This window comes from uncultured Fibrella sp. (assembly GCF_964250085.1).
GTDB lineage: Bacteria > Bacteroidota > Bacteroidia > Cytophagales > Spirosomataceae > Fibrella.
Genome location: NZ_CAXUEC010000009.1, coordinates 1 through 24,424, shown reverse-complemented (window position 1 = coordinate 24,424; position 24,424 = coordinate 1). Strand labels below are relative to the sequence as shown.

At 55.3% G+C, this 24,424-nt stretch carries 18 protein-coding genes and 1 CRISPR repeat array; of the genes, 5 read left to right on the top strand and 13 right to left on the bottom strand.

The window, feature by feature from the left end; genetic code table 11:
* Nucleotides 1-190 precede the first annotated feature (190 nt).
* Nucleotides 191-2,842: a DEAD/DEAH box helicase gene (locus ACFE8Q_RS23120; RefSeq protein ID WP_375447812.1), complete on the top strand. Its 2,652-nt coding sequence runs from the start codon at nucleotides 191-193 to the stop codon at nucleotides 2,840-2,842.
* Between the two features lie 195 nt (nucleotides 2,843-3,037).
* Here the strand turns inward: ACFE8Q_RS23120 and ACFE8Q_RS23115 are convergent, their stop codons facing one another.
* The 11 genes from ACFE8Q_RS23115 to ACFE8Q_RS23065 form a co-directional block, all read right to left on the bottom strand.
* The gene (locus ACFE8Q_RS23115) at nucleotides 3,038-4,516 is read right to left on the bottom strand and encodes a phytoene desaturase family protein (RefSeq protein WP_375447811.1); all 1,479 of its coding nucleotides are present in this window, start codon (nucleotides 4,514-4,516) and stop codon (nucleotides 3,038-3,040) included.
* A gap of 24 nt (nucleotides 4,517-4,540) precedes the next feature.
* The gene (locus tag ACFE8Q_RS23110; protein ID WP_375447810.1) at nucleotides 4,541-6,175 is read right to left on the bottom strand and encodes a hypothetical protein; all 1,635 of its coding nucleotides are present in this window, start codon (nucleotides 6,173-6,175) and stop codon (nucleotides 4,541-4,543) included.
* Between the two features lie 106 nt (nucleotides 6,176-6,281).
* Nucleotides 6,282-7,703, bottom strand: a complete 1,422-nt coding sequence (locus tag ACFE8Q_RS23105) for a DoxX family protein (RefSeq protein WP_375447809.1) — start codon at nucleotides 7,701-7,703, stop codon at nucleotides 6,282-6,284.
* A 13-nt stretch (nucleotides 7,704-7,716) separates the two neighbouring features.
* Complete coding sequence (locus tag ACFE8Q_RS23100; RefSeq protein ID WP_375447808.1) at nucleotides 7,717-8,598, bottom strand: cyanophycinase; 882 nt, start codon at nucleotides 8,596-8,598, stop codon at nucleotides 7,717-7,719.
* 66 nt (nucleotides 8,599-8,664) lie between these two features.
* Nucleotides 8,665-10,017, bottom strand: a complete 1,353-nt coding sequence (locus tag ACFE8Q_RS23095) for a RagB/SusD family nutrient uptake outer membrane protein (protein WP_375447807.1) — start codon at nucleotides 10,015-10,017, stop codon at nucleotides 8,665-8,667.
* 133 nt (nucleotides 10,018-10,150) lie between these two features.
* Nucleotides 10,151-13,165: a SusC/RagA family TonB-linked outer membrane protein gene (locus ACFE8Q_RS23090; RefSeq protein WP_375447806.1), complete on the bottom strand. Its 3,015-nt coding sequence runs from the start codon at nucleotides 13,163-13,165 to the stop codon at nucleotides 10,151-10,153.
* Nucleotides 13,166-13,432: 267 nt separating this feature from the next.
* The gene (locus ACFE8Q_RS23085; RefSeq protein ID WP_375447805.1) at nucleotides 13,433-14,251 is read right to left on the bottom strand and encodes a phytanoyl-CoA dioxygenase family protein; all 819 of its coding nucleotides are present in this window, start codon (nucleotides 14,249-14,251) and stop codon (nucleotides 13,433-13,435) included.
* 12 nt (nucleotides 14,252-14,263) lie between these two features.
* On the bottom strand, nucleotides 14,264-14,710 hold the full coding sequence (locus ACFE8Q_RS23080; protein ID WP_375447804.1) for a DUF4395 domain-containing protein: 447 nt from the start codon (nucleotides 14,708-14,710) through the stop codon (nucleotides 14,264-14,266).
* 34 nt (nucleotides 14,711-14,744) lie between these two features.
* On the bottom strand, nucleotides 14,745-15,674 hold the full coding sequence (locus ACFE8Q_RS23075) for a DUF1684 domain-containing protein (RefSeq protein WP_375447803.1): 930 nt from the start codon (nucleotides 15,672-15,674) through the stop codon (nucleotides 14,745-14,747).
* A 3-nt stretch (nucleotides 15,675-15,677) separates the two neighbouring features.
* Entirely contained in the window at nucleotides 15,678-15,941 is a 264-nt protein-coding gene (locus ACFE8Q_RS23070) for an ACT domain-containing protein (RefSeq protein ID WP_375447802.1), read from the bottom strand.
* 250 nt (nucleotides 15,942-16,191) lie between these two features.
* Nucleotides 16,192-17,424: an MFS transporter gene (locus ACFE8Q_RS23065; protein ID WP_375447801.1), complete on the bottom strand. Its 1,233-nt coding sequence runs from the start codon at nucleotides 17,422-17,424 to the stop codon at nucleotides 16,192-16,194.
* An 87-nt stretch (nucleotides 17,425-17,511) separates the two neighbouring features.
* Here ACFE8Q_RS23065 and mazG point away from each other — a divergent pair, with 87 nt between their 5' ends.
* The 3 genes from mazG (at nucleotide 17,512) to ACFE8Q_RS23050 (ending at nucleotide 19,725) form a co-directional block, all read left to right on the top strand.
* The gene (gene mazG / locus ACFE8Q_RS23060) at nucleotides 17,512-18,336 is read left to right on the top strand and encodes a nucleoside triphosphate pyrophosphohydrolase (RefSeq protein WP_375447800.1); all 825 of its coding nucleotides are present in this window, start codon (nucleotides 17,512-17,514) and stop codon (nucleotides 18,334-18,336) included.
* Nucleotides 18,337-18,586: 250 nt separating this feature from the next.
* Nucleotides 18,587-19,450: an SPFH domain-containing protein gene (locus ACFE8Q_RS23055; protein WP_375447799.1), complete on the top strand. Its 864-nt coding sequence runs from the start codon at nucleotides 18,587-18,589 to the stop codon at nucleotides 19,448-19,450.
* Nucleotides 19,451-19,521: 71 nt separating this feature from the next.
* Nucleotides 19,522-19,725 (top strand): Arc family DNA-binding protein, encoded by a 204-nt coding sequence (locus ACFE8Q_RS23050; protein ID WP_375447798.1) that lies wholly within the window; start codon nucleotides 19,522-19,524, stop codon nucleotides 19,723-19,725.
* A 210-nt stretch (nucleotides 19,726-19,935) separates the two neighbouring features.
* Here ACFE8Q_RS23050 and ACFE8Q_RS23045 read toward each other — a convergent pair whose 3' ends face one another.
* Both ACFE8Q_RS23045 and ACFE8Q_RS23040 read right to left on the bottom strand, forming a co-directional pair.
* Nucleotides 19,936-20,703: a type III pantothenate kinase gene (locus tag ACFE8Q_RS23045; RefSeq protein ID WP_375447797.1), complete on the bottom strand. Its 768-nt coding sequence runs from the start codon at nucleotides 20,701-20,703 to the stop codon at nucleotides 19,936-19,938.
* An 82-nt stretch (nucleotides 20,704-20,785) separates the two neighbouring features.
* Nucleotides 20,786-21,745, bottom strand: a complete 960-nt coding sequence (locus ACFE8Q_RS23040; protein ID WP_375447796.1) for an alpha/beta hydrolase — start codon at nucleotides 21,743-21,745, stop codon at nucleotides 20,786-20,788.
* 207 nt (nucleotides 21,746-21,952) lie between these two features.
* Between ACFE8Q_RS23040 and ACFE8Q_RS23035 the strand changes: the two genes are divergently transcribed.
* A complete protein-coding gene (locus ACFE8Q_RS23035; RefSeq protein ID WP_375447795.1) occupies nucleotides 21,953-23,356 on the top strand; it encodes a vanadium-dependent haloperoxidase in 1,404 nt (467 codons plus the stop codon).
* A gap of 111 nt (nucleotides 23,357-23,467) precedes the next feature.
* A CRISPR array of direct repeats spans nucleotides 23,468-24,360; the repeat unit is 27 nt; unit sequence ATTTCAATTCCACTCAGGTACGATTAG.
* Nucleotides 24,361-24,424 lie beyond the last annotated feature (64 nt).

Genomic DNA, 24,424 nt, shown 5'->3' with positions numbered 1-24,424 from the left:
CGACCGCAGCGGCGGACCGTTCCGCTCAGGGTGACAGGAATGTGAAGAATGTTTGCCTGAACACCTGGATGATTGATGTCACCCTGAGCGGAACGGTCCGCCGCTGCGGTCGAAGGGCCACGCGTCAGCAATTTTGGCATAACTATTTTTTTATGAGAAAACCCTGCCGGGGGGTGGGGTCAACACACCAATGGAACTGAAACCCTATCAGGCGGGCGTCATTCGTGACCTTGACCGCTATCTACAGTACATTCAGCGGGATCATCGCTACGATCTGGCCTACAATCGGTATTGGCAGGATGAAGTAGGCGAGTATGATCCGCTGACCAACTCGGGCATGCGGCCCTACCAGAACAACGTACCCGGCACCCCCCACGTCTGCGTGAAAGTGCCCACGGCGGGCGGTAAAACGTTTATCGCCGTCAATGCGCTACATACGCTGTTCGACGCCTTCGCCACCGACCGCCCCAAAGCCGTTGTCTGGCTGGTGCCCTGGAGCAACCTGCTCGATCAGACCGTGCGGAACCTGTCGAACCCCGCGCATCCGTACCGGCAGAAACTGAACAGCCTGTTCAACCACCGCGTGGCCGTTTACCAGAAAAAAGACCTGTTGCAGGGGGCCAATTTCAGTCCGGCGGTGGTGCAGCAGCAGTTGAGCATCTTCGTGCTGAGCTTCGGCAGCTTACGGGCCACGAAAAAGGAAGACCGGAAAATTTTCGAGGAAAACGGCGCCCTGGCCTCCTTCGCCAGTCAGTTCGACGCCGACGATCACCGGCTGGCCGACACCGACCAGACCGCCCTGATCAACGTCATTCGCAGCCTCACGCCGGTGGTGGTTGTCGACGAAAGCCACAACGCCGAGAGCGAGTTGAGCGTGGAGATGCTGCGCAACCTGAACCCCTCGTTTGTGCTCGATCTGACGGCCACGCCCAAGAAAAACGCCAACATCGTCAGCTTTGTATCGGCCATTGAGCTGAAGAAAGAGCAGATGGTGAAGCTACCGGTGATTGCCTACAACCACAAGGAAAAATCGCAGGTGGTCGAGAGTGCGCTGAACCTGCAACGGCAACTGGAACACCTGGCCAAAGCCGAGCAAAAAGCAGGCGGGCGTTACATTCGGCCCATCGTGCTCTTCCAGGCCCAACCAAAAACCGGCGACGACAACACGACGTTCGAGAAGTTGAAGCAGCAGTTGCTGAAGCTGAAGATTCCCGAAGCGCAGATCAAGATCAAGACCGCCGATATCAACGAACTGAAGGACGTTGACCTGATGAGCCCGACCTGTCAGGTACGTTACATCATCACGGTGAATGCCCTGAAAGAAGGCTGGGACTGTCCGTTTGCCTACATTCTGGCCTCGCTCGCCGACCGGTCGTCGGCCGTTGACATCGAGCAGATTCTGGGGCGGGTGTTGCGCCAGCCATATGTGATGCGCCACCAGAACGACCTGCTGAATGTGTCGTATGTCCTGACGGCCTCGGCCAAATTTACCGACACCCTGCAAAGCATCATCCGGGGCCTCGAATCGGCCGGTTTCAGTCGGCATGATTACCGCTCGGCCGACACCACCGACGGGCAATCGGGCAACGTACCTGCGCCAACACCTGCGCAGGCGTTGCAGGGCTTCCTGTTTCCCGACCCAACCGAGCCGGATAGCGACGTCATTGACCCGACAAAAATCCAGTTCGACCCAACCGCCCCGCCCGACGAACCACCCGTTGGCCCGCCGCCCGCGTTGACGGCCATTACCCAGCTTGCCATCGAAAAAAATCAGGCACTCGAGCAGCAACTCAGCAATCAGGAGGCGGATACGGAGTCATCATCTCTCTTCCAGGAACTCGGCGACAAAGTGAAAAAGATAGCGATCAACCAGGATTTTGCGGCAGAAGCACTGGCGCTGAGGCTCCCGCAGTTTTATTTCGAGGTGCCGGCAAGCGGCCTCTTCGGGCAGGGCGAACGCGTGTTGCTCAATCAGGAAGTGTTACTGAAAGGCTTCCGCCTGGCCGACGAAGACATCAAAATCGACTGGGACACGGTTGAATCCGATCTGTACAGAATCGATATTGAACGTACCCAGGGCGACCAGTACCGGCCGGTCTTCCTGCAAATCGACAACAGTCAGGTCAAAGAGATTTTTGTCGATTACATTCTGAGCAAGCCCAAAGCGGGGCAGGTGAAAGACATGGCTCACCGCATGATGCAGTTGGTGGGCAACATGTACCCGATTCCCGACCAGCAGATCAAGCTGTATCTGGAGCGTATTTTCAGCAGTTTCGACACCGAACGGATCAAGGATCTGCTGTCGCGGGAATACACCTACCGCGACAAGATCAAGAAGAAGATCAGGGCGTTGGCTGATGTGCACGCCGAAGAGCAGTTCAGGAAACTGCTGGTGGTGGGCAAAATTTCGGTCGAGCAGGGGTTCACGTTCAAGAAAACGATCGTACCCGGTTTGCTGGGCAAATCGTTGGGCAAATCGCTCTATGAGCGTGAAGGCAGCATGAACGGTTTTGAAGAACGGGTCATCGGCGAACTGGCCGCCTTGCCCAACATTCGGTTCTGGCACCGGAACCTGGGCCGGGCCAAAGGCTTCGCCATCAACGGCTACAAATCGAACCACTACCCCGACTTCATTCTGTACACCCAGAACGGAACGCTGATTGTGCTGGAAACGAAAGGCGACGACCGCGACAATTCAGACAGCGCCGCCAAAAACCGGCTGGGCCTGAAATGGGCCGAGCAGGCCGGGCGGCAATACCATTATTTCATGGTGTTCGACACGCACCGCCTGCCCGATACCTATACCGTGGCGGACGTGAAGGAGTTGGTGAAGCAGTTGTAAGGCTTTCGCGCTGTAGGTTGCTTTCGCGTAGCCCTTCGACCGCAGCGGCGGACCGTTCCGCTCAGGGTGACAATCTCACTCAAGTTTGTCATTTACCTGCTAGATGTGTCCTGTCACCCTGAGCCTGTCGAAGGGCCACGCGAAAGCAACCTACAGCGCGAAGCCCAGTAAATTGCCGTAACTCTACGATACTGTCTACTCCGTTGCCAGCTCAACCGGCACATCTTTTCCGAAACTGTCGCGCAGGACCACGCGGGCAGCATGGTAGCCGCACATGCCGTGGACACCCCCGCCCGGTGGCGTGGCCGATGAGCAGATGAACAGGCCCGTTTCCGAGGTGCGGTAAGGCGTCAGGCTGATTGTAGGGCGGGTGAATAGCTGACCAATGTCGATGATGCCGCCGTTGATGTCGCCGCCCACATAGTTCGGGTTCCAGTCCTCGACCTGCCCCGTGTTCATGGTGTGTTTGGCCAGAATCAGGTCGCGGAAGCCGGGTGCAAAGCGTTCCAGTTGCCCTTCAATCTGAGCGGTCATATCGACGGTTGAGCCGTTGGGTACGTGGCAGTAGGCCCAGGCCGTGTGCTTGCCTTCGGGGGCGCGGGTAGGGTCGAACCGGCTTTGCTGGGCGAGCAGCACGTAGGGCCGGTCGGGGTGTTTGCCGTCGTAGGTTTGCTGTTCGGCCGTCACGATCTCTTCGAGTGTACCGCCGAGGTGAATCGTACCGGCCCGCTGGCAATCGGCGTTGGTGAACGGAATTGGACCATCCAGCGCCCAGTCGATTTTGAAGATGCCGGGACCGTAGCGGTAATTTTCCAACTGCTTCCGGTACAGCGTCGAAAAACGATCACCGGCGATACTGAGAATTTGTTTTGGCGTCAGGTCGAACAAGACCGCACGTGTTTTCGGAATATCGGCCAGCGTACGAACGGTTCGGTCAGTCTGAATCTCGCCCCCTAATGATCGGAAATAAGACGCTAGTGCGTTGGCAATCTGTTGGGAACCGCCTTTGGGCATAGGCCACCCCCGCTGATGCCCGGCCGCCATAAGCACCAGTGCCACGGCCGAGGTAGTCAGGTTGGTCAGTGGTTGAATGGCGTGGGCGGCCATACCCGCCAGCAACGCCCGCGCTTCGGTGGTCTTGAACCGCCTGGCCAGGTACGTTGCCGGTAACAGTGCGTCAAGCCCAAACAGAGCCATGTCGATCGGGTGTTTCGGGAAACGTAACGGGCCAAGAATATCGGGGGCAAGCGTTGACCAGTGCTGAACGATCGGCTCCATCAGCTTCAGGTACGTTGCCTCGTCGGAAGGCCGCACCCCGACCCCCAGCGTTCGGGCGGTGTCGGCTACGGAACCGGTCAGCAGAGCGGCCTTGCCTCCTTCGAGCGGGTGGGCGGCGGCCACGGGCGGGTAAATCCATTCCAGCCCATGATCGGCCAGCGGTAAGCTCCGAAACAGGGGCGAACCCGCTGCCAGTGGATGAATGGCCGAACCCATATCATGCACGAATCCGGGCAGGGTTAACTCCGCCGAACGGGTGCCGCCCCCAATCACTGACCGGGCTTCCAGCACCACCACCGACAGCCCGGCCCGCGCCAGCACAATGGCCGCACTCAGTCCGTTCGGGCCGGAGCCGACAATCACGGCATCATATTGTTTTTCGGGTACGTGCATCATCGGATTACAAAGCCGAAAGATAGGCTATTCGTAGCGTCCTGCTTTCAACGTACTTTCTCCAAGCGCATATGGCCTGACGATTCGGTCGAGAACCACATAGATCGAGTCTTTTTTCTCGTTGATGCCGGTCAAGACTACGCGTGAGCCATCGGTTGTCTGGTAGTGGAGTACCATCCGTTTACGCTCGGCGGGCTTGCTTTCTTCAACCAGGCCCCGTTTGCGGCGGGTGGTTTGCACCAGCGGATGCACCTTTGTGAACTCGTCGCCGATGTTGGCCCGCGCCTGCGCCGGTATCCACTGTTTCTCCGAAATGGCGTTCGGATTTTTCCCTTTCTCTTTCCGCCTTCTGGTGCCGCTTTCGCCGGGATTACCTGCGCCGGGCGCGTCTTCGCGTGGGCCATTCAACCGGACTTTATCCTGCAAATACAGCGTCTGGTTCACCGGGTCGGCATCGTAGTAAAACACGCGCTGACCACCGGCTACACCCGTTACCTCAAACGTCCGGTTCAGGTCGCGCATGGGTGCACCGCCGCCATTGCTGAGGTCGAGTTTGGCGGGGCGGTTTACCTTGAACGTCAGCGTGCTCCAGCTCTCAAAAGTAGCTTCCTGCCAGCGTGTCGAGTCGGTCAGGCTGTAGGGGATGGGCTGGCCATTGAGCTTGAATTCGGTCACGGCGTAGTTGCCGCGCAGTTGGCGGATGCCATGCTGGGCGGGTTGTTTGTAGGGGTCGTAGATGAAATTGACGACTTGCAGGTAGAACAGTACACCGATAAACAGAAACAGTGTAGCGGCTTTCAGGCCGTGGCGGGTCCAGCGTTGCCAGGCTTCCGGGAAGGTGGGGTAATGGTAAACGGGTACCGTGAAGCGTTCGCGGACGAGCAGGTTCCAGGCGAAGGGAACATCATACCATAATAGAAAAGCCGCCAGCAGCACAAAATAGGAACTGTAGACGTGTACGCCTCCGTCGTAGGCGAGGTTCACGTACACAATGTCGGCCAGGGCACCAAACAGCAGGGCCGCGCCTAGAAACGTAGTTTTTCGGAAGAACAGAAAAACGCCCGCCGCTACTTCAACGATGCCGGTAAACACCTCGTACCAGGGCACAATGCCGATAGACAGCCAGTAGAGTTTCTGCGCGGTGAGGTCGCCAAAGTTAGCGTTCATCAGCCCCAGCGAGGGGTAGGGGAGTTGCGTGGGCAGGAGCTTGGTGAAGCCGAACCCGATGATGCCGATACCAGCCCGGTAGCGTACCACCACCCGAAGCCAGTAGTACAGTAGGTTGTAAGTGGCTGGCTCCGATTTGCGGATTTTCACGACCGCAGTCCAGATCAGGCCGCTGACGATAGCAGCCAGGAGCGTAATGATCCAGGGTGCATAACCGAGTAACGGACTGCCAAACAGAGTATTGCCGAATATGGTCAGGCCGGAACCGAATCGGGCGATGTCATACACGTCGCGGTAGTGTAGGTTCGTCCAGTCGAGGTCGAAGAAGTCGCGGTACCAGCCAACGTTGTTCGGCAAGGCCATAGCGACGAAGAAAATGAACGCGATCCGAAAGGCGATCTTCTCCGTTTCGGACCAGCGGCTTTGCGTTGCCCTGGCAGGTGTGTTTGCCTCGGTTACGGGCCGTTGTTGTGTTGGATTTTGTGTGCTTATCATGGGGAAATATCATTAAGTGTCATTATCCTGCGGCGTCATTGGGTAGTCATTCAGAACTTGGTTAGCAATAAATGACGATGAATGGCCGCGTAGCGAAATGACTCTTCTACAGTGTCAATCCTTTGCGCCGACCGGATTTGGCGGCTTCAAACAGCAGGTATTTCTTGTCTACCCGTTCCAGTACGGCGTATACCGAATCGTTTTTAGCGTTGATACCAGCCAGCACCAACGTACCTGGGTTGGGCCGTTCGTAGCGAAGTTGGAAGGTGTCTTCGGGGTGCTGGGGATTACGTAACTGCAGCGTCCGAGCGGCTGATGCTGCTTGTTCGGCCACGGGTTCGTAGTGGTAATAGTGCCGTCCAATTTGCCCCGACCACTCGAAGTGTCGGGCTGAATCCGGCCCGATTACATCTTCCTGGTTCAGCTTGGCAAGTGTAGCCGGAACCGGACGACGGATGCTGATCGTATTCCATTTCTCGACCACGACGTTCTGCCAACGTAGCGAGTCCTGTGGCGAGGGCGGGCGCGACTGTCCGTTTAGCCGAAACTCTTGCACCGTGTATAACCCTGCGGCGTCGGATAAGCTGGCTTTTTTGGCGGCGCTTGGGTACTGATGACCACCTTTCCTTAAGGCTTCGTAGGCCGACAGTCCGTATGACAGAATCAGCAAAGCGGCCACGACCTTACCCGCGAGTCGGGCCGATTGCTGCCAGCCTTGGGCAAACGTCAGGCGGTAGCGGTTGGGGGCGGTTGGTTTGCCCAGCACCAGCAGGTTGTAGAGCCGGAGCCCGTCGTAGGCGAGCAGGTACAGCGCCAGGCTGATCAGGAAGAGGCTGTAGACGAATTCGCCTCCGCCATAGGCGACGTTCGATATGAAGACGTTTCCCGTAAAAAAGACCGTGATAAATGCCCCAATTGTAGCCGACCGCCGGGTGAGCAGCAAGAGTCCGGCTAGCGTTTCAATCAATCCAAGAAAAGCCTGATAGGAAGGGACAACGCCCAGCGTTAAGGCGAAGATTTTCCATTCGGTCAGTTCGCCGTATGGCGTGTTCAGGTGGCTTAGCGACGGTTCGGGTGCCTGAATAGGAAACAGCTTGATGAGGCCGAACGCCAGTAAACCCGCCGCTAGCCGGTAGCGGACCAGGACACGTACCCAGGCGTTCAACTGGTCGTAATTGAGCACCGGTTTGCCCGATTCATCCCGTCGTTTCTCCCAAATCGACCAAGTGAACGTACCCAGCCCGGCAAGCGCCGCAGCAATAACCCAGTTGAGGAACGAGCCGGTGCCGCCGACAAAGTTGGGCATGTACCTGGCCAGTTTAAACAATGGCTGGTAGAGGCCATATTGCCAGTTGGCCGTGAACAGATCGCGCCAGAACGACGGAGCGAGTGGCACGATCTGGATTATGAAATACAGCGCCACGAAGCGGAATAGCCCTTTTTCGACTGGTTTCCAGCCCGAATCAGGCAAAGCAGTGGCTGAACGGCCCTCCCAGGAAGGGTGCGGCTCGTGATTGGAGGTACGCATAATGTGTTGGTTTTTACTTAGCCGGTTCGTTCGGCCGCGGTGCGGTTTGGTTGATCACCTTGCGGGTCTGCAAATCGAATTTCTGACCCTTACTCAGGAAATAAAATGGCCCGCCCGTGCTGTTTTGCCCCGATGGATATTTGGCGTTGCTGTTGATCTGGTTGCTGTCGTAGATACCTACCAGCGAATTGCCAATGACCTCGAACGCGTTTTTCTGAACCACCACCGCCGTACTCTCGTCGATGCCGATGCCCAGCAGTTCGGGCCGCGCTTTAATGACGTCGATCAGATCGAATTGCCGGTTCCGGCGCAGCACGTGCTGATCGACGGTCAGGTTCTTCACAAAAGCCAGCCCTTCGGTATGGTCGCCCACCATGATACTGTTTCCTTTCGTATCGCCCCGCACCATAAACGACCCGATGATGGTAGCCCCCGCCGAGGTGCCGCCGATCACGCCACCCCGGCCAAGCAGCGCGTTGAATTCTTTGTGCGCCAGCGTGTTGAGGTACGAATCGGCCAGCCGCCAGTGACGACCGCCTTCAAACCAGATTGCCGTAGCCTGCCGCAAGGGTGCGACAAATGTTTCCTGGTTTGCCTGTTTCGGGTCACGCGTGTGCAACAGCGTGACGTTGGCAACGCCTAGTTCCTGAAGCCGTTTCTGGGTACGTTGTCCGCTGGCAGTCAACGTTGAATCATCGCCCGCCGTGGGGATCACCACAATCCGGGCGTTGGCTTTGCCGCCAGCCAGTTCGATGAAGCGATTCCAGATGTCGGGCGAAATAGCACCACCGCCCACGATGACAACCGCCCCTTTATCAGGGCCAGTCGTTTGAGCGGCTAGTTGCCCGGCAAAAAGAGCAACAAAGAGGAAGATATAGGCGATACGAGTTTTCATAAGTAAGAATGGTTTATTGTGTGGTTACCCCGGTCCGCCGCTGCGGGTGAGGGCCGGGGTAGTAAGTTAATACCCCTTGTTCTGTGTCAGGGCTTTATCGGCCAGAATTTCGCTGGTTGGGATGGGAAATACGTATTTGGTGGCGTCGGTGATGCCCAAAACGGGAGCTACCCGGCCTGTACGGATAAGGTCGAACCAGCGGTCGGATTCAAAGGCAAATTCAATGCGGCGTTCGTTCTCGATCGCCAGCAGAATAGCGTCCGTCGTAGGCGTTGTGGTGCTGGTCAGGGCGGTCAGATCGGCGCGGGTGCGAACGGCATTGAGATCGGCCAGGGCATCAGTGGGTTTGGCCTGTTTGGCGCGGGCCTCAGCACGAATCAGGTACAGCTCGGCGATGCGGATCAGGTAGGCAGGGTCGGTGCCAGTGGGCGTGCGGTAGTACAGTTTGCCGTACCACAGGTTGCCCGGAGGAGCCGTTTGGGCAATGAGGGCCGAGCGGTTACCACCCACCGCCGGGTTGTTCAGCAGCGTTACCAACTGTGCGTTGGGTGCCCACTCGCGCCGACCGCCAAGGGCAGGCGGCAACCACCAGTTGAAATGCCCGTTTTTGAATGAGTTGGAATAGGCCAGTTCAAAAATCGATTCCGTCGTATTCACGGCATTGTTGGCGAAAAACGCGCTGTATGGTTTCACCAGTTTGTAGTTCGTGGCGTCGTCGATAACCTTGCTGGCATACAAGTCGGCCTGTTCCCATTCCTGCCGGTAGAGGTGATACCGCGCCCGTAAAGCCCAGACGGTCTTACGCGTCGCGCGGTTACGGTTGGTCGTAGCGGTCAGCAGCGGTTCGGCGGCAATCAGGTCTTTCAACACCTGAGCATATGTATCGGCCAGACTACTACGCGTAATACCTGTGTTGTCAGCGGCGGTGCGGGTTGGTTTCAGCACCAGTTGAACGCCGCCCCAACCCCGCGCCAGATCGAAATAAGCCAATGCCCGAATGGCCAGCGCCTCACCCTGAATTTGCCCTTTTCGAGCCTCTGTCAACAGCGGATCAGTCAGCGTTGGTACAGTTTCGAGCAGGTAATTGGCCGCCAGAATGGTCTGGTAAATGCCTTGCCACGCCTGCGACACGTACCCATTATCGGCGGTCAGTTTACGGGCCGTGATTTCCTGCGGTGCTCCCTGCGAACCCGTCCATTGTATATCACCGCCCGACAGGTACGACAGTGCCGGGAAATTCGAGCCGTAATAATTATCATTACCCAGCCTGTTATAAAGGCCGTTCAGCGCCACCTCAGCCGTGTTTGCAGAGGTAATCGCCCGCTGTTCGTCAACCTGCAACACGGGCTGAACATCCAGGAAATTGCTGCATCCAGCAAGCAGGAGCAGCAGTGGAAGGAAGAATGTTGTCTTGTTCATAATTCTAGGCTTCGCGTCATTTAGCCGGGCTGTCATTCGTGGTCATTACTAGTCATTTATTGTCACCGGTCGCGAACAACAAATGACCACGAATGACCACGAATGACAGCCTGGCTAAATGACGCGAAGCGTTTTATAATGTCAGATTAAGTCCAAACTGGGCGGTTCTTGGAATCGGGGGCGTACCCAGGTCCTGGCCCTGCGTGCTTTGGTTGGCGGTTACGTTTACTTCCGGGTCTGGCCCCTGGTACTTGCTGATCAGGAACAGGTTCGAGCCGTTATAGTAGACTCGTGCCGAGGAGATGCCCACTTTGCGGAGCAACGATTTAGGCAGGGTGTAGCCCAATACCACGCTGCTTAGGCGGATGAACGAGCCGTCTTCGATAAAGCGGCTGTTTGGGTTCAGGTTGTAGTTGTTGCCGAGCGTGGTGATCCGGGGTACGTCGGTGATGTCGCCGGGTTTTTGCCAGCGGTTCAACTGGTTTTTGTTGATCGCCCGCCGGTCATCCCGCGTTCCGCCCGATTCGTGGAAGAACCGGTTGTTATTGTTGACCAGGTTGCCCGACGTGAAACTGACCAGCACCGACAGGTCAAAGCCCTGGAACGTGACCGTGTTATTCAGCCCACCCACGAACTTAGGCAGCGCCGTGCCGACATACTGCCGGTCGGCTGCCGTAATCACGCCGTCTTTGTTGTAATCGTCGTAAATGGCGTCGCCCGTTTCGGGATTCACGCCCAACTGCTTGTAGACGAAGAACGCGTGGTACGGATACCCCTGCACCAGCCGCTCTACGTTGTAGCTGGCGTCAACCGGAATCGACAGTTTTTCAATGCGGTTTTTATTGGTCGAGATGTTGAAATTGGTGCTCCATGTCAGGCCCTTGCTTTGAATGTTGACCGTGTTCAGGCCGAATTCAAGGCCCCGGTTGCTCACTTCGCCATCGTTGCGGAAGATGCTCGAAAAGCCGGTGCTTTGCGCTAGTGGTACCTGAATCAGCAGGTCATATGTGTACTTTTCATAGGCATTCACTTCCAGCGCAATGCGGTTATTGAACAGCCCCACGTTCAGTCCGGCGTTGATCTGGCGGGTGGTTTCCCACTTCAGATCGGGGTTGGCCAGTTGCGTCGGGAACGTACCTGGATTGTCCTGATAATTGTATCCGCCGCCCCACAGACCCCGCGATGCGAAGTCGTTGATACCATTCTGGTTACCTGTCCAGCCGATGCTGGCGCGCAGCTTCAGGTCACTGATGGCCCGTACATCCTGCAAAAAGTTCTCCTGCTTGACCTGCCAGGCAACGCCCGCCGACGGGAAATAACCCCAGCGATGATTGGCGCCGAACCGGCTCGATGCATCGGCGCGGAGGCTGGCTTCGATGAAGTACTTCCGGGCAAAATTGTAATCGACCCGCCCGAAAAACGATGTAAGCCGGTTTACGCTGCGGCTTGATGATGACGTAGTTACCGACGCAGACGCAATCTGCTTAAAATCGTCGGATGGAAAGTTAGTGCCCTGCGCCAGCGTTTGCTTCGTGGTATTTCCCTGAATCGTATTGCCGATCAGCGCCCCAAACGAGTGCTGACCACCGAATGTCTTGCGGTAGTTGAGTGTCTGCTCGTTGATCCAGATAGTGTTCTGGCTGAGGCTCGATGTGGCTAATCCTTTACTGGCAGCACCCCGGTTGGTAAGCGTGTTCCAGTATTCATTTTCGTCGTAAATATTATAATCGAGACTCCAGCTACTGCGCAGTTTCAGGCCGGGCAGCACATCCCATTCCCCGAACATATTACCGATGTACCGGGTACTCACCGACTGCATATCGGTGTTGTTGATCAGCACGTCGAGGTTGTCGAAACCGGCCCATTTGGCGTAGGTGCCGTCGGTGTTGAATTTGGGCAGGTACGTTGGCGTGTGCAGGGCCGCCTGCAAAATGCCACCCTGTGGACCGTCGCCCACCCGTGCATTTGTCCGGTTCGATTGCGAGAAAATATTGCTCGTACCGATCCGGATTTTGTCGGTCAACTCATGGTCGAGGTTGAGCTTGAAACTGGCCCGTGCAAAGTCGTTGGTGCGCAGGGTGGCTTGCTGACTGGTGTAACCGCCGCCGAGGTAAAAGCGCGTCTGCTGATTGCCGCCCGCTACGCTCAGGTCGTAGTTCTGCAACGTACCTGCCCGGAAAATATCGCCCAGGCGGTCGTAAGTCTGTTGTTCTTCGGGTAGGCCCCGTCCCCCCTCGGCAACGGGGCGGAATGGGCGGGTGGCGAAGGGCTTGCCGTCGTTCACCCAGGCTTCATTGATGATCGTGGCGTGTTCGGGACCGGTGACCAGATCCCATAGTTTAGGCGCCCACGCCTGTCCGGCCGAGGTGTTCAGTGTTACTTTTGTTTTGGCGTTGTATGTGCCGCGCTTGGTCGTGATCACCACCACGCCGTTGGCCGCCCGTGCGCCGTAAATAGCTGTGGCTTCGGCGTCTTTCAGAATCGAAATCGACTCAATATCAGCGGGGTTAATGTCGGCCAGCGGGTTGTTGGCCTGCCCCTGCGTGGTTATTTTCTGAAGGCTGTTGTTGTTGATAAACACCCCGTCGACTACGTACAGCGGGTCATTGCTGGCGTTGATCGAGGTGTTGCCCCGAATGCGGAAGTACAGCCCATCGCCCGGTACGCCCGTGTTGGCCGAGACCTGTACACCCGCCACGCGCCCCTGTAGTTGTTGCTCGAAACTGGCAACGGGCCGGGTTTTTATCTCGTCGGCATTAATCTGTGATACCGCGCCGATCAGGTTCTTGCGATCCTGTGTGCCGTAACCCACCACAACCAGTTCATTCAGTTGCGAGGCCGCTTCCTTAAGCGTCACGTCCAGTTGGGTCGAGCTGCCCACATTGCCAACCGTCACTTCGGCATTCTGATAACCAATGGCCGAGATAACCAGCACCTGGCCCGGCCCGGCAACGATCGAGTAACGGCCATTGGCGTCAGTACTCGTTCCTTTGTTCTGGCCTTTTAGTACAACGTTCGCACCGGGAAGGGCTTCCGGCTCGCCGCGATTACTTTCGGAACGTACTGTTCCGGTAATGGTAGCCGTTTGTGCCAGCAAACGACTACTAAGTAGCAGACAGACTGCTACTAGTCCAATAAAATTTCGCATTATTGTCGTGGTTACGTGAAAATGAGGTCTGTCAGGACCTTGTTACGAACTGACCGGGACGGTTGCCGCCGTTCCGGTCTTTTTATTTTGTAGTCAGCCCGGTTGCCGCCAGGTTGGCCACGATACGCGTATTGGGGTTAAAAGTTTTTAGTTAATTGTTTTGGCGGCTCCTACCCCCAAACCCCTGAATGGGCTACTGCGCTGCTTTTGATAAACCTGCCGAGCTTTAGCCCCCTTTAGGGCGGTCCGACGTTTCGGGTTGGGGACTCAATCCTGGATGCGCTTGGCAAAGCGGTGGTAAAAGGGCGTTTTGCTAGCTTCGCTTTTAGGCTGAAAATCGCCCGTAATAATCGGAATGTACATCACCCTTCGCCGACTGGCCGCGCCCAGATGTGGTGACTGCTCGACGCGGTGCCACAGGTTGCCGTTGTGGATGGTGAGGTCGCCCGCTTCGATGTCGAAACCAACCTCGCGCCGGTCGGGGCGGTGGTCGATAAACTGCCGTTTGCGGAAGAGCGTCATCAGCGTATGCTGCCGGTGCGTGCCGGGTAGCACCCGCAGGCCACCGTTGCTTTGTGGACAGTCGTCGAGGTGTAGGCCCACGTTGAGCATCGGCCGAATGCGCTGACCCATAAATAGATCGCGCGGACTGTCGGTATGCCAGCCCATCCGCGAAAAATTCGATTCGGGCGTCCGTACATAATGGTTTACTACCAGCCCGTCCTTCTCTTCGGGGCTGATGCGCCCTTCGTAGGGGGCGAGCAGTTTAGTCAGATCCTGCAAGCGTTCGTCCTGTAAAAAGTCGCGCAGCAGCGGGCTAAACTGCGATGTGAACGCAAACCGCTGTACAATGCGCTGACCGTTTTCGTCGTAGCCAAATTTGATCGGCGTGCCATTTACTTTATCAATGTTTTCGGCAAACCAATAAGCTTCAATCCGCTGGATTTCAGCCAGAAACGTCTGGATGGTCTTCTGGTCGACAAAATTTTTGATATGAATAAACCCATTTCGGTCAAAGAAATCGAGCTGATCGCTGGTGAGTACGCTGGTCAGTTGGGGTAGGGTGTCGTTGGTTGTAAATAGCATAAAAAGACGGGGTTAAGCGGCTTTTGGAAAAAGACGGACGTAGTAGGTGTATACATGACAGCCAGCACAAAAGCCAGCCAGTGACTCCAGTGCGGCAAACGTAGCCAACACGATCGTTGGAAGAAGCGTAGCGATATCAGCCAGATGAAGGCCTGTAATCAGCAGGCCGAATACCAGCCCGATTCGTGCGGCAAAACGCTTTGGTTCCTGATCGGTGGCTTTGAAGGTTAGCCCAAGCCCATCGACAAGGCCCTGAGCGATGGCGCCAAGCGGACTGTATTTGCCCAACTCAGAACTCCGCAGCCCAAAATCTGCGGCCAGCAGCGCAGGTAAGGCCAGCCAGCCGGTGCTCAGGTACGTTAGCGCGGTGAGTAGCACCAGCCCGGCCACCAGGCGCACCTTGGTTTCATTAATTTTCACCCCGTCGGTGGGGCAGATCAGTTCATTTGTCGTTGCCATTTTGTTGTTTACTAATAGGTTATTGATGCCTGGCTCAGTGATCGCCGTACCGTTTTTCGCCCGCTTTCACGGCCAGCGCAAGCCGGTTTTGCTTTGGCGGAATCGGGCAGGTGGCGTAAGGTGTAAAGGCGCAGGGCGGGTTGATGCTCTGGTTGAAATCGATCGTTGTCAAACCATCGGCACCGGGTTTGTCAACATACAGGAACCGGCCCGAGCCGTAGGTATCGTGGGCATTGGTGGCGTCGCCGAAGAGCACAAACAATTTGTTGCCTTCGCTAATGGCGTCGAGCCGTTGCGGCTGGCCATTAAGCGAGAATACCAACGTACCTGCGAGGGGTTGCTGGCCGGTTTGTCCGGTAACGTCCAGAATAGGAATGGTCCGTGCTTCGGAAGGCTGTTCAAGCCGCGCCTGCACCCGAAAAGCTTCATCGACCGGGAAGCGCTCTATTCCTCTAAATTCACTCACCAGCGGACTGGCTAAATCCCGCAGCCGCAGCGCATACCGGTTGCCCCGCTTAATGACAAACCACCGCAACGAACCGTGCGCCAGCGTAACGGGTTTGGTTAATTCGGGCGAAAAAATGGTCTTGCTACCCAATACGGGCTGATTGTCGGTCTGTACCAACACGCCCGGTGCGGCCTCAAACTGAACCGTACCGCTGTTGAGCCGGAACGTACCCAAGTGCTCGGGCGCTTTGCCACCCGGAAACGTAAGCGCGTTGCCAGGGTCGGCCCCGGCTTCGTTTGTCCCTTCCTTTAACCACAGCAAACCGGCCAGATTCAGCCAGCCGTTTTCGCTTTTCAACGATTCAATTCGTTGACGGTGCCATTCGTTGAGCTGCTCGCGGTACGATGGAATGTCGGTTCGAAAGCCCGCCAGGCCAAGTAAGGCGATACCCCAGATCCAGAAAAAAGTGCGGGCGTAGGGGTTGATTGGCCCTGTTTCTGGTTGTAATTCGTCCATGATCTAGTTGGTTTGTTGTATACTGACCAGGCCCTTTATAGCCCGTAACTGGTAGTCGATAAGCGAGAGGTGACGCGCATCATCAACCTGCACTGTCAGGCGGCCATTCACCCGAATACCGTCGCCCTCAAACGCTAATCCCGTAATTCGGCAGTGCTCATCCTGTGGTACTGCGTTGGTCACATCACTCACAAAGTTGAGCCGGTCGAAGCCCACAATCTGGTAAACAGATTGCTGGTTGAGCCGTGTTTGAGGAATAATATTCATAATCTACAGACTAAATAGATTAATAATGTGAATAAATAAGCCAATTGATGGGTTGGCCTGCTTGTCTTCGCCCAACGTACCTGAACAGGATGCCGGTTCGCAAAGGTTATACGCAAAAAAATAGGGTGCAAGAAAAATGTAAAAAAATGACTGTCAGTTAGTTATGTTAATAGTCTATCGGGTTTAGGGAGTATTCCTTGTTACCCATTCGATCAAGTAGGTAAGTCTATCAGTATCAATAAGCTCGACGCTACTTCGCTTCCTGCTGAATGAACCGGATGAAGAAAAACCAGCCCAAAAGGGCCATTAGACCAGCCATGATGAGCGGCAGGCTCAGATTGATGGTCTCGATGTAGCCCGCAATAATGGGTGGCGTAGCAAAGGCCGCCGACAGCACCGACTGGTTGATGCCCATCATCTTGCCCTGTTCGCCAGCCCCGGCGCTCACCGATACCAGCGACGTGGCATTGGGCGATGTTAAACCCTGAAATAGGGCCATCAGCGGGGCAACCAGAAAAATCTGCCACGACTGTTGCGGCAGCAGGAAACACCAGAGCGCAATCGCCAACCCAGCCACACTGACCCGCAAAATCTGTTGCGGCGTATAGACCGTTGACAGGCGGCGCACCACCAGACCCTGCATGATGATGATGCACAGGCCCACGAAACCGAAATAACGGCCAATGTGCACCTGATCGAAATCGAAACGTTTGAGCAGATAAACAGCAAAAAACTGGGTGTAAAAACTGAAGCCGAGCGTATAGAAAAACACACCGGCAAACAGAATACGGAGGCGACGACTGGTAAAGGCTTCGGCCAGGTTACGGAAGCCCGTGAGTGGCGTAATAGGGCGAAGAATAGGGGTAGCCAATGTCTCGCGGAAAGCCAGCAACACCATGACAATATTGAGAATAGCCAGCAGTGCCGCTGCGTAGAAGGGGGTGGCGAAGTTGAACCACGATACGGTTGCCGGATTCGACAGTTCGCCGCCGAGGGTAGGGCCGATGACAAAGCCCAGCCCAAAGGCCACACCGATCAGGCCAAAGTTCTTGGTCCGTGACGCCGTATCGCTCACATCCGCAATGGCCGACTGGATAATGGCGATGTTGCCGCCGCCAATGCCGTACACAATCCGACTTAGAAAGAGCAGGGGCAGGCTACGGGTTTGAATGCCCAACGCAAAAATGAGGTAGCCCGACAACGTCAGCAGGAGCGAAAACAGCAGCATGGGTTTGCGACCGTACCGATCCGATAAGGCACCCAACAATGGCCCGCCGAAGAAACCGGCAATAGAAAATGAAGCCAGAAGGTAACCCAGCAAAATCGTACGCTCATCGAGGCTATACGTACCTGACAGCAGCCCCGAATTGCCCCGTAGCATCAGCGGCGTAATGGTCGGCGTGGCAATGCCAACGCCAACCACGTCGAGGAAGACCGTGAAGAAAATGGTAGTCAGCGGTAGTCGGTTGGTGGTTTGGCGCATGGTTGGTAGTTAGGCCATATCCTGGAGATGTGGCCTAACTACCAACCATGCGCCCACTCGAAAAGTTAATCGCCGTATCTTTACTTCATGACGTTTGACCAACTGCCCCCCCGCCGCCAGCAGCAACTGATGGCCTTCGACCGACTACTGACGATCATGGACGAATTGCGCGAACAGTGCCCCTGGGACCGCAAACAAACGATGGAAACGCTGCGCCATCTGACCATCGAGGAAACCTACGAACTATCTGATGCAATTCTGGAAGGTGACCGTACCGAAATAAAAAAGGAGATTGGCGACCTGATGCTGCATATGGTTTTCTACAGTAAAATTGGCTCGGAAGTGCCCGAAGATGAGCCAACCCGCTTTGATGTGGCCGATGTGCTGCACGGTATCTGCAACAAACTGGTTAGTCGTCATCCGCACATATACGGTGATGTGGTGGCCGAAACGGAAGCCGAGGTGAAAGCCAACTGGGAGCAACTGAAGCTGAAAGAAGGCAATAAATCGGTGCTGGGTGGCGTGCCCAAATCGTTGCCTGCGCTCGTGAAAGCCATGCGCATTCAGGAAAAAGCCCGCGGTGCCGGATTCGACTGGGACGAAAAAGAACAGGTGTGGGCGAAAGTGGAGGAGGAGATGCAGGAATTCAAAGCTGAATTCAACGTCGACAAGGGTGAGCCCATCAATGCCCAGCGCGCCGAAGGTGAATTCGGCGATCTGCTCTTTTCACTAGTCAACTATGCCCGCTTCATCGACCTCAATCCTGAAACGGCCCTGGAGCGTACCAACAAAAAATTCATCAAACGCTTCCAGTACCTCGAAGACCGCGCCCGTGCCAACGGCCAGGCCCTTCACGAGATGACACTGGCCGAGATGGACGTGTATTGGAACGAAGCGAAAGCAGTTTTGTGATGCTGGATTTGGCGTACCCCCCAACCCGAAACGTCGGACCGCCCTGAAGGGGGCTAATGCTCTGCGACATTAAATAGTGGAGCATTAGCCCCCTTCAGGGCGGTCCGACGTTTCGGGTTGGGGGGTACGCCAAATCCAATATCATTTTTTCCATTCAACAATAAAACAGCCCGCTGGTCTATAAATCAGCGGGCTGTTTTACGTTTTATGATACTATTGTGATAGCAAAACGCTATTACTTTCTGAACTCATGAACGAGAAAAATCTTACCTCTATTTCGGGCTATCTAGCTCTGATTATTGGCCTTGTTGGGCTGCTTGCCAGTGTAGGCCTGTTTATCCTGGCTGTTGTTACAGCCAGTGGCTGGGTGGGTGCCCTGGCCGGCCTGGTCTTTATTGCAAGCATAATAACGCTTACCGGTCTGTCGGTGGTTAACCCCAACGAAGCGGTGGTCACCACCTTTTTCGGCGATTATACCGGCACGATGAAACAGAATGGCCTCCGCTGGGTCAATCCGTTTTATAGCAAAAAGAAAATTAGCCTGCGTGCCCGCAACCTGAACGGGCAGACGCTGAAAGTGAATGATAAAATGGGTAACCCGATCGACATTGCCGCCGTAGTAGTCTGGCAGGTTGCCGACACCGCAAAGGCGTTGTTTTCGGTAGATGACTATACGCTGTTCGTGCAGATTCAGTCTGAGGCGGCTGTGCGGCACTTAGCCAACTCACACACCTACGACAATGCCGAAGATGGCGAAGTAACGCTGCGGGATAACACAGGGCACATCAACGACGTATTGGAGGTTGAATTGAACGAACGGCTCTCACGGGCTGGCGTAACCATCATCGAAGCCCGGATCAGTCACCTGGCGTACGCACCCGAAATTGCCGGTGCTATGTTACAGCGGCAGCAGGCGTCGGCCGTAGTGGCCGCCCGCCGCCAAATTGTGGACGGTGCCGTTGGTATGGTTGAAATGGCCCTGGCCCGACTGGCGGAGAAGAACGTTGTGCACCTCGATGAAGAGCGCAAAGCGGCGATGGTGAGCAACCTGCTGGTGGTTCTTTGCGGCGAAAAAAACGTGAGCCCTGTCGTGAATGCCGGGTCGATTTATTAAAAGCGCAGAGCAGGGGCGCGGGGCTTAGGGGCATTTCCCCAAACCCCGCGCCCCTGCTCTGCGCCCCTCTTATGGCTGAAAAAAAAGGATTTCTGCTGCGGCTCAATCCAGAGATACTGGTTGAGTTGGAACGTTGGGCACAAGACGAGTTTCGAAGTGTGAACGGGCAGATTGAATACCTGCTCAACGACGCACTGAAAAAACGGCGACGCGCCCAAAAACAGGCAGATAGTGAAGCTACCAGGTCAGGCGATGAGTCAAATCTGACCGCCTAATGGTAGCCTTAGTCGTCGTCGTTCATTGCTGCTGACCTGTTCTGGTCGGTGCTCAGGTAGTTATTTGGTTGATCATCAGCAGCCGGGTCAGCGTGCCGACGGGGTCAACATCGCGGGCTTTACTATAACCGACGAGTGGCTAGTCGCTTGGCTGACAGGTGTATTTGGAAAAACAGCTACGGAATTGTGGCCACCATAAGCGGATGATTGTCAGCGACGGGCGTAGTCGCCGATCAGGCGGATACCGTCGAGGGTGAGGGAGGGTACTACATCCACAAATTCGTTATGGAGCGATGGAATGGCTTTCGACAGGCCACCCGTTGCTACAGCGAGGCACGTGCCCCCCAGTTCAGTCCGAATTCGGGTGATCATGCTCCTGACCAGCCCTTCGTAGCCCATCACTACTCCCGCCTGAATAGCGTGAACCGTATTTTGCCCCAGCGCCGATGTCGGTAATTCGATGGGTACTTCGGGCAACTGAGCCGTATTGGCAAAGAGTGACCGAATAGCCGTTTTTAGTCCGGGCGCAATGGCAACGCCCAGAATCTGCCCGTCGCCACCTACCGTCGTGAAGGTCAGTGCCGTCCCGAAATCGACAATGACGCAGGCTTGTTGGAAGCGCGTGTGGGCGGCTACCGCGTTGGCAACCAGGTCGGTACCAATCTCCTGCGGTCGCAACACCGTAACGGGCAACTGGGCATATAGCGATGCACCAACGACAACCGGCTCAATGCCAAACAGATCGCCCACGGCTTCGCTGATCGTGGCCGTAAGAGAAGGAACCACGCTGCTGATCGTGGCCTGGGTAATCTGACTCAGTGTCAGGTTAGCTTCGAGCAGCCATAGGCGGAGCTTCCGCTGGTAGAAAGCGGCGGGCTGCATGGGCAGGCTTGGCGTTCGCCAGATGTGCTGCCAGGAGTCGGTATCATAGAGGCCAAACACCACATCGGAGTTGCCAATATCGAGGGTAATGGTCATGGGAATTTGGTCTTCCGTCCTCTGCTACATCACACTGCTTGCTGAGTAGCAGAGGACGGAAGACAGAGGACTGAGGAAAGTTTTATTGATGAAACTGCGCGGCGATAAACTGGAGTGCGGTGGGCAGGCCGGTGCGCCAGTAGGTCCAGGTGTGGGCCCCATCGCGAACGCGGTATTCGTGCGGAATGGTACGGCTGTTGAGGGTCATGTGCAACTGCGCGTTGGCTGAACTAAGAAGATCATCGTCGCCGCAGTCTACATACCAGCGCACTTTTTTAAGATCGCCCTCCGGGGCCGATGCCGCCAGCGTCAGCGGGCTGTTGCGTTTATAATGAGCCGTGAGCCGTTCGTCTCCTTTCACCGGACCACTAAACAGGAAACTAAACGTCCTGTTGTACTGGTCTTCCGGCATGTTCTTCACACTTTCATCGGTAAAAACTGCCGCGCTCAGGGCGGCGCAGGAGCCAAATAGGTCGGGGTGGTGCATGGCCAGCAACAGGGCGCCGTGACCGCCCATCGACAAGCCCGATATGCCCCGGTAATTCCGTTTGGTTCGGGTGCGGTACGTAGAGTCGATGTGCGGAATGAACTCTTTAACGAACATGTCTTCGTAGCGCGTTTTGTTCAGGTAATCATTCATGTACCAGGTAACGCCACCGTCGGGCATGACCACAATCATGGGCGGCAACGTACCTGCCTTGATGCCTTCGTCGAGTAGCCGGTCAGCTTCACCAAACTGAGTCCAGCCGGTTTCGTCATCAGAGTAACCGTGCAGCAGATACACAACCGGATATCGACGGTTAGAGACGTAATAATCGGGTGGTAAATAAATGGAATACCGGATCCCGCGGTTCATTAGTGAACTACTCATGGTGATGCTTTCGAGCAGGTGGGGTTGCGGGGCCATCATTACGGGCAGGGGCGCGCCGGTGGTCGGTAGGGGCTGAACGTTGGGGTTCAATCGACGGCGACTTTGTGCCTGTGTAGGGGGCAGCAGGCTAATGAAGGCCAGCAAACCAAGGATAAGCGAGTGATACCGCATAAAGCAAGATTAAGGAGTTGGGCTGTAAGCTATCAGATAAGGGCGAAAATTAAGGCATGACTGGCAAAATCAACATAAACCGATTTGTAAACTGGCTGACCTCGTCCTGTGCGGGAAGCGGTGACCAAAAGTTGGCAATGTTTTTGATTGTTGTCTATGAATTAACAGCCTCGAGGTTAAGGAACTACTCGTTTATATCACTCGCTTATGTCAATACCCATACCTACTTTGTTACGCAAAAAAGGCTTCGGCATCCCCCTCCGTCATGGCTTTTTTACGCTGTTGACCCTAACGGCGTTGCAGGCCTGCCGACCCAGCGATGACCCTTCTTCGGTAACTCCACAAACCACTACTGCCAATTCGTATAGCAATGAAGTTGCGTTAAAATGGAGCGCCATGCATCTTCAACTGGTTCGCAACAGCCCTGGCCAGACGCCCCCCGTTGCTTCGCGCACGTTTAGTTATGCCGGGCTGGCTATGTACGAGTCGCTGGTAGCTGGTATTCCTGGAAATCAGTCGATGGCTGGTCAACTTCAGGGACTAACCACCTTGCCCACCGTCGAAACGGGACAGTCGTATAACTGGGCGCTGAGTGCCAATGCCGCCGAAGCCGACATCCTGCGTGGCCTGTTTGCCAACACCACCGACGTGTACAGGAAGAAGATCGATTCGCTGGAAACGGCCCTCTTCAACCAGTTCAAGAGCCCCGACGAAACCGCCAGCGCACGGTCATCGGTCTATGGTAAAGCGGTAGCGAAAGCTATTTTTGAGTGGTCGAAAACAGATGGCGGTCACGAAGGCTACAACCGCAACTTCCCCGCTGATTTCGTGCCATCGGCCGAGGCGGGCACCTGGCGGCCTACCGAGAATGGCCGGGTGATTCCGATGCAACCTTATTGGGGCAAGAATCGTACCATGCTGGCGGCTACGGCTTCGCAAACGTTACCCGTACCACTGCCCATTTCCACACAGGTTACCTCGCAGTATTTCGCCCAGTATCTGGAGGTGTATGCCAAGAATATCAGCTTAACGCAGGCCGAAAAAGAGACGTCGGTCTGGTGGGCCGATGACCCAAGCGAGACGTTTACGCCGCCCGGCCACTCGTATAACCTGGCTCGAATTGCTATTCAAACGGATAAAGCCAGTTTAGGTAAGGCCGCCGAGACGTTTGCCCGAGTAGGCATTGCCGTAACCGATGCATTCATTGCCTGCTGGAAGTGCAAGTTCACCTACAACAACGAACGGCCCTACACCTTTGTCCGGCGGGCCATCGACCCAAACTGGGTACCTTTCTGGCCTGCTCCGCCTTTTCCGGGTTTTGCGTCAGGCCACTCTACGCAGTCGGCTGCTGCGGCCATTGTATTAACAGACTTATACGGATCGGCTTTTACATTCACCGATGACTCGCACGTTGGGCGTGTTCGTGATACAAAGCGCAATGTAGATTTCAAGGCACGTACCTACCGGTCATTCTGGGAAGCCGCTGAAGAATCGGGCTATTCCCGGATCCTGGGTGGTATTCATACCCGTCAGGACAACGAAGTTGGCCTAAAAGAAGGCCGCACCATCGGTCAGAACATCAACGCCCTGCGCTGGAAACGGGTACAGTAGTCTGAAACGTACCTAACCTAGAGAAGGCCCGTCATTGAGTTGACGGGCCTTCTCTAGGTTAGGTACGTTCCGAAGAGCGCGCAAAGGCTACTTGACCAAGCCACCCATAGAATTTCAATTCCACTCAGGTACGATTAGAAGGCCGGTCAGACCGTCGAGTTAACCGATATGGACTAAATTTCAATTCCACTCAGGTACGATTAGAGGTGGCGTTGAGGGGTAAGCCACTACGGGCGTTTCAACGGATTTCAATTCCACTCAGGTACGATTAGAAGTTTATGTGCTATGTGGGCAATGCGCCCTATACACGGATTTCAATTCCACTCAGGTACGATTAGAAGCACCGTTGCGGCACCGTCTACAATGTTTACTGAGGTCATTTCAATTCCACTCAGGTACGATTAGAAGTCCAGTTTGCCCGGATCGGCTACCTGTCATCTCAGCGATTTCAATTCCACTCAGGTACGATTAGAAGGTTTATTACTCACTTTGTAGCCGTAGGCATCCCAGATATTTCAATTCCACTCAGGTACGATTAGAAGTCAGGCTCCTGCATGTTGTAGCGAATGGTAATGTCATATTTCAATTCCACTCAGGTACGATTAGAAGCGTCCGGGCTACGGGTTACGAGGTGCTTGACAAGCATTTCAATTCCACTCAGGTACGATTAGAAGAAACACGTACCAAAATGAATACAGAAACTATAGATTTATTTCAATTCCACTCAGGTACGATTAGAAGACCCGCCCCTTGTTGTATAGACAAAACCAGATCGACAAATTTCAATTCCACTCAGGTACGGTTAGAAGTTAATAGCTGAATTAGCATAGTATACGTTCATGTTATTTCAATTCCACTCAGGTACGATTAGAAGCCCGCCGCCCGCTGTGCTTCACTGGCTTCTTCTGCCATTTCAATTCCACTCAGGTACGATTAGAAGTCGGGAAAACGATACCGGGCAAATCGAGCAAGTTCTAATTTCAATTCCACTCAGGTACGATTAGTGGGGTGGTCTGGGGTGGTCCTGTTTAGCCGGACAGTAGCTAAGAGACAATTCTTGGATTTTTC